Raw genomic sequence first — 6,294 nt, forward strand, 5'->3', positions numbered from 1 at the left:
GACTGGTCGATGTCGATCACCTTGTCGAGGTGCTCGAGGCCCTCGAGCTTGTCGAACGGCGCCGGATGCTCGCGCGCATTGTTGAGCTTGCGCGCCACCGCCTTGTAGACGGTGTCGATCAGGAACGTGGACTTGCCGCCGCCCGAGACGCCGGTGATGCAGGTGAGGAGCCCGAGCGGGATCTCGGCCGAGATGTTGTGCAGGTTGTTGCCGCGGGCGCCCGTGATCTTGAGCGTGCGGCCCTTCTCGGGTTTGCGGCGCTGCTTGGGCAGCGGGATCTGGCGCGCCCCCGAGAGGTATTGCCCGGTGAGGCTCTGCGGCGCCGCCATGATGTCATCGGGCGTGCCCTGGGCGATGATCTCGCCGCCGTGCACGCCGGCGCCGGGGCCGATGTCGACCACATGGTCGGCGGTCAGGATCGCGTCCTCGTCGTGCTCGACGACGATCACCGTGTTGCCGAGATCGCGCAGATGGCGCAGCGTCGCGAGCAGGCGGTCGTTGTCGCGCTGATGCAGGCCGATCGAGGGCTCGTCGAGCACGTAGAGCACGCCGGTGAGGCCGGAGCCAATCTGCGACGCGAGGCGGATGCGTTGGCTTTCGCCGCCCGACAGCGTGCCCGCGGCGCGCGACAGCGTCAGGTACTCGAGGCCGACGTCGTTGAGGAATACGAGACGCTCGCGGATCTCCTTCAGGATGCGCGTCGCGATCTCGGTCTGCTGCTTGGTGAAGGTCCTGGGGACCTCCGTGAACCACTGGTTGGCAGCCTTGATCGAGAGGTCGCACACCTCACCGATGTGCTTGCCGCCGATCTTCACCGCCAGCGCCTGGGGCTTCAGGCGATAGCCGCCACACGCTTCGCACGGGTGCGCGCCCTGATAGCGCGACAGCTCCTCGCGCACCCAGTCGCTGTCGGTCTCCCTCCAGCGCCGCTCGATGTTGCCGATCACGCCCTCGAAGGTCTTGGCCGTCTTGTAGCGGCGCACGCCGTCCTCGTAGACGAACGTCACCTCCTCCTCGCCGGTGCCATAGAGGATGGCGAGCTGAACGTGCTTGGGCAGCCGCTCCCACGGCGTCGTCATCGACACCTTGTAGTGCTTGGCCAGCGCTTCGAGCGTCTGCTCGTAGTAGGGCGACGTGTTGCCGGTGCGCGACCACGGATAGACCGCGCCATCCTTGAGCGAGAGCGACGGATCGGGCACGACGAGGTCCGGCTCGAACTGCAGCTCCGTGCCGAGGCCGTCGCACTCGGAGCAGGCGCCGGCCGGCGCGTTGAACGAGAACAGCCGCGGCTCGATCTCCTCGATGGTGAAGCCGGAGACCGGACACGCGAAGCGCGCCGAGAAGGTGACCCGCTCGTGCGTCTCGTTCTTGCTCTTGTTGGCACCCTCGGTGGTGGCTTTCGAGAGCGGCTTGTCGGCGAACTCTGCGATGGCGATGCCGTCCGCGAGGCCGAGCGCGGTCTCGAGGCTGTCGGCGAGGCGCTTGGCGATGTCGCTGCGCACGACGAGGCGGTCCACCACCACGTCGATGTCGTGCTTATACTTCTTGTCGAGCTTCGGCGCCTCCGGGATCTCGTAGAACGTGCCGTCGATCTTGACGCGCTGGAAGCCCTTCTTCTGAAGCTCGGCCAGCTCCTTGCGGAACTCGCCCTTGCGGCCGCGCGCGATGGGCGCGAGCAGGTAGAGCCGCGTGCCCTCGTCGAGCTCCAGCACGCGGTCCACCATCTGCGAGACGGTCTGGCTCTCGATCGGCAGCCCGGTGGTCGGCGAGTACGGCACGCCGACACGCGCGAACAGGAGGCGCAGGTAATCGTAGATCTCGGTGACGGTGCCGACCGTCGAGCGCGGGTTCTTCGACGTCGTCTTCTGCTCGATAGAGATGGCAGGCGACAGGCCGTCGATGTGATCGACGTCCGGCTTCTGCATCATCTCGAGGAACTGGCGCGCGTAGGCCGACAGGCTCTCGACATAGCGCCGCTGCCCCTCGGCATAGATGGTATCGAAGGCGAGCGAGCTCTTGCCCGACCCCGAAAGGCCGGTGAACACGACCAGCGCGTCGCGCGGGATCTCGAGATCGACGTTCTTGAGGTTGTGCTCGCGCGCCCCGCGGACGTGGATCGCCTTCATCAGCTCGGAGCCGCCGGCGCGGAGGGACGTTTTCTTAGGGGGTTTGCTCATGGCCGAGTTGTCTAGCCCGCTGGACGCGCGTCGGCAATGCAGCCCAACGGCGCGGGGAGAAATCTGAGAGTGAACGCCGTGATATAGGCGCCGGCAGGTGGCTTTTTCAGGCCGCCCCCGCGCCGGCCGCACCGCGAGCCGCCGCCCTAGTAGCGCCGGATCAGGCCCACCAGCCGGCCCTGGATATCCACCTGGTCAGGCCCGAAGATGCGGGTCTTGAACTCGGGGTTGGCGGCCTCCAGCGCGATGGTCGAGCCCTTCTTGCGCAGGCGCTTGAGCGTCGCCTCCTCCTGCTCCACCAGCGCCACCACGATGTCGCCGTTCTCGGCCGTATCGCAGCGGCGGATGATCACCGTATCGCCGTCGTGGATGCCGGCCTCGATCATGGAGTCGCCCTTGACCTCGAGCGCGAAGTGCTCGCCGTTGGTCAGGAGATCCGGCGGACAGGCGATGTCGTGGGTGTGGTTCTGGATGGCCGAGATCGGCACGCCGGCGGCGATGCGCCCCATCACCGGCACCGACACCGTGCGGCTGTCGAGCATGTGCGAGGGCGGCGGCGCGATGTTGCGCACTTTCGCGCCTTCGATGACGCTGGGCTGGAACCCGATGCGCCGCTGCGGCTCGGCGGTCGCGGCGACGGCCGCGGCGGTCGAGCTTTCGGGCAGCTTCAGGACCTCGATGGCGCGCGCCCGGTGCGGCAGGCGGCGGATGAACCCGCGCTCGACCAGCGCCGTGATCAGCCGGTGGATGCCGGACTTGCTCTTGAGATCGAGGGCATCCTTCATCTCGTCGAAGGAGGGCGGCACGCCGTCGGCCTGCATGCGCTCATGGATGAAGAGCAGCAGCTCTTTCTGCTTCGAAGTCAGCATTATGCCTCCCGTGCATGGCCCGTTACGCGAAGGCCAAGAGCAGTTTCAAAGACGCGGATCGCAGCGCCGAAGACGGACTACCGCAGCGCACGAACCTTCAGCAACCCGATGATGCTGCAACCAGGTGCTTGACGAGACTCACCTAAACAAATCGTGAATGTACCCTAATCGTTCTTGCAAGGTTCTGCAACCCTAACCATCATGCCGGCTAATCATGTGATTTTCGGAGCCCTCGCCTGCCCGTTCCGCCACCCGAATTTACCGGAACTCCGCATGGCCGTAGCGCGACGGCGGCGTTTGGGCTCCTAATGATCCGCAAACTGCACATATCGAGGGCGCAGCAGATGAAGACGGTTGCCGGTTGGCGGATCCAGGTCACGCCGCAGTACTGCTATGACGATCTCCGGGCATCCGTCTTCATGAACGTCGAGATTCCCGACGAGGCACGCGCCATTGCGTTCGTGCGCAACCGCCCCCAGGCGGTCCCCGGCGAGCGCATCTATGCGGTGCGTCCGCTGACCGCCGACGAGCTGCGCAAGCCGGCCGTCACGGGCCTCTGACCACGCGGGCACGCCTGCAGCCTGACCAGCTAAAGGCCGACGATCAGCGAGGGGTGGCGCGCTTTGCTTCCGCCAGCCGCTCCTCGAGAAGCGGCACGAGCGCCTCGACGGTCTCGCGCCGGAAGCCGTCGAACAGGCCATCCGTGCGGTCGCGGTTGAAGAAGATGCACGTCGTGCCCTCCATCACCGTGCTCAGAAGGTACAGGGCTTCCCGGAAGCGCCGCGAACTCTCCGCATGCGGCTCGACGCCGAGCGTGCGCATGCTCATGTCGACGGCGTCGTCATAGAGCCGCTTCAGACCCTCGGCGACGTGCGGCGTGCGCGAGGCCATCGCCCAGAGCTCGAGGAAGACGCGCGCATCGTCCACGACCGCGTCGTCGAGAAGCCAGGTCACCAGCGCGCGGATGGGACCACCCTCATGTCCCTCGAGCGACGCCACGAGCGTATCGAACCGAACGCGGTACTGCGCGAACAATGCCTCGATCATGGCTTCGATGAGCTTGTCGCGCGTGGGGTAGTGGTGGGTGACGTTGCCGTAGAACACGCCCGCGCGATCCGCCACCGCTTGCAGCGTGAAACCCGCGAACCCCTTCTCCGCGAATACCGCGATGGCAGCGTCGATGATCTTGGCGCGCGTCGCCACGCCCGAGCGATTGGACTTGCCGGCCGAATCGGAGGTTGGAGACATGCGGCCGTTATTTCACGGCGCCGCCGCTGCGAGCAAGCAGGTCGGACGCCGTTCGAGAGGCAGCTCTGGAGATTGGTAAAGATACCAATAACAAGTCGACGACGAGCGGCGCCAACAGCGGCAATTGCGTGATCCCGCACTAGGCGCGGCACGCCCCCCGCAGGTTGCCGCACGACACGGCCTTCAGTGCGCCAGCCGCTCGACCTGCACGGCCTCTCCCGCCTGCGCCGCCGCCGCGCCGGGCGCACGCCAGATCAGGCAATCGGCTGCCGCCAGCGCGCCGAGCAATGAGCTGTCCTGCGAGGACATCGGCGCGACGGTGAGCGCGCCGGCCGCATTCCGCCCAAGCGTCGCGCGCATGAGATGCAGCCGCGGCCCGTTGGCCTCGAGCGGCTGCGCAAGGATCGCGGTTTCGGTCGCCGGCGCCGCGCGCGGCTCGCCGAGCAGCGCCTTGACCAGCGGCACGAGAAACACGCGCGCCGTGATCAGCGCCGAGACGGGGTTGCCCGGCAGGCCGAGCACGCGCGTCGCGCCGAGCTGCCCGAACATCAGCGGCTTGCCGGGCCGGAGCGCGATCTTCCAGAACGCAAGCTCGAGCCCTTCCCGCTGCAGCGCCTCCGCGACGAGATCGTGGTCGCCGACAGAGGCGCCGCCGATGGTGACCAGGATATCGGCCGCTTTCGCCTCCGCAATGCGCTCGACCAGCACCTCCATGCGGTCCGGCGCGATGCCGAGCGGCGCGGCGATGCCGCCCGCGCGCGCGACGAGCGCGGCAATGCCGAGCGGGTTCGACGACACGATCTGGTCCGGCCCCGGCGGCGTGCCGGGCGGCACCAGCTCATCGCCCGTGGCAAGGATGGCGACCACCGGCCGGCGCGCCACCGGCACCTCGCCATGGCCCATGGCGGCGGCGAGCGTGACGGAATGCGCATCGAGCCGGCGCCCGCGCCCGAGCAGCACGTCGCCCTTCGTGAAATCGTTGCCAGCCAAGCGAATGTTGGCACCGGCCTTGGTGGCGTCGATGGCGATGATCGTGTCGCCGGTGCGCGAGACGTCCTCCTGGATCACGACCGTGCCGCAACCCGCCGGCCCCGGCGCGCCGGTGAAGATACGCACCGCCTCGCCCGGTGCGACCGTGCCCGAGAAGCCGCGTCCCGCGGCCGCTTCGCCGATCACCGTCCAGCGCGTGCCGACCGGCGCCGCCTCCGTGCCGTAGACCGCATAGCCGTCCATGGCGGACGCGTCGAACGGCGGCTGCGTGAGCTGCGCGGCAAGGTCCTGCGTCAGCACGCGCCCTGCGGCCTCCGCAAGCGGCACCGTCTCTTGCGCCGGCGGCGCGATGTCCGAGAGCACGCGGTCGAGCGCTGTTGCGACCGGAAGCAGCGCCATCGCTCACTCCTCCGACTTGCGGGGCTGCGCCGAGTAGAGGCCGGAGCGACCGCCCGATTTCTCGAGCAGCCGGATGCCGCTGATCTCCATCCCGCGGTCGGCGGCCTTGAGCATGTCGTACAGCGTGAGCGCGGCGACGGAGACTGCAGTCAGCGCCTCCATCTCGACGCCGGTCGGGCCGGTGACGCTGACCGTCGCACGGATATGCATCCCCGGCGGCGACTCGGAGGCCGTGAACTCGATACCCGCCTTCGTGAGCGCGAGGGGATGACAGAGCGGGATCAGGTCGCTCGTCCTCTTCGCCGCCATGATGCCGGCGATGCGCGCCGCCGCCATCACGTCACCCTTCTTGGTATCGCCCGACAGCACAAGCGTTAGCGTCTCGGCCTTCATGGCCAGGAAGCCCTCGGCGACCGCCGTGCGGGCCGAAGCCGATTTGGCGCCGACATCCACCATCTGCGCCCGGCCCTTGTCGTCGAGGTGCGTGAGCTTGCTCATGCGGCACCTCTGACACGGCTGCGCTGCCCGCCGATGGGTTGGTGGCCAGACATCCAACGTTGAAGCAGCGGATGCTTGCGTGGAGCCCGGCCTGCGGCGGGATGACGGGGAAA

6 protein-coding genes are annotated in these 6,294 nt (G+C 67.9%); 1 reads left to right on the top strand and 5 read right to left on the bottom strand.

Annotated features, from left to right (window positions below; genetic code table 11):
- Together uvrA and lexA are read right to left on the bottom strand one after the other, a co-directional pair.
- A partial coding sequence (uvrA, locus tag IT540_RS09535; protein ID WP_291176361.1) for an excinuclease ABC subunit UvrA occupies positions 1–2,126 on the bottom strand: 2,126 nt, incomplete at its 3' end.
- A gap of 197 nt (positions 2,127–2,323) precedes the next feature.
- Positions 2,324–3,046: a transcriptional repressor LexA gene (gene lexA, locus IT540_RS09540; RefSeq protein ID WP_291176345.1), complete on the bottom strand. Its 723-nt coding sequence runs from the start codon at positions 3,044–3,046 to the stop codon at positions 2,324–2,326.
- A 344-nt stretch (positions 3,047–3,390) separates the two neighbouring features.
- Between lexA and IT540_RS09545 the strand changes: the two genes are divergently transcribed.
- Positions 3,391–3,606, top strand: a complete 216-nt coding sequence (locus IT540_RS09545; RefSeq protein ID WP_291176348.1) for a hypothetical protein — start codon at positions 3,391–3,393, stop codon at positions 3,604–3,606.
- A gap of 43 nt (positions 3,607–3,649) precedes the next feature.
- Here IT540_RS09545 and IT540_RS09550 read toward each other — a convergent pair whose 3' ends face one another.
- From IT540_RS09550 to moaC, 3 genes are all read right to left on the bottom strand, one after another.
- A complete protein-coding gene (locus IT540_RS09550; protein WP_291176352.1) occupies positions 3,650–4,294 on the bottom strand; it encodes a TetR/AcrR family transcriptional regulator in 645 nt (214 codons plus the stop codon).
- A 183-nt stretch (positions 4,295–4,477) separates the two neighbouring features.
- Positions 4,478–5,683, bottom strand: coding sequence for a gephyrin-like molybdotransferase Glp (gene glp / locus IT540_RS09555; protein ID WP_291176355.1), 1,206 nt, complete (start codon positions 5,681–5,683; stop codon positions 4,478–4,480).
- A 3-nt stretch (positions 5,684–5,686) separates the two neighbouring features.
- Complete coding sequence (moaC, locus tag IT540_RS09560) at positions 5,687–6,181, bottom strand: cyclic pyranopterin monophosphate synthase MoaC (protein WP_291176358.1); 495 nt, start codon at positions 6,179–6,181, stop codon at positions 5,687–5,689.
- Positions 6,182–6,294: the final 113 nt, after the last annotated feature.

The organism is Hyphomicrobium sp., assembly GCF_020852195.1.
Lineage (GTDB): Bacteria > Pseudomonadota > Alphaproteobacteria > Rhizobiales > Hyphomicrobiaceae > Hyphomicrobium_C.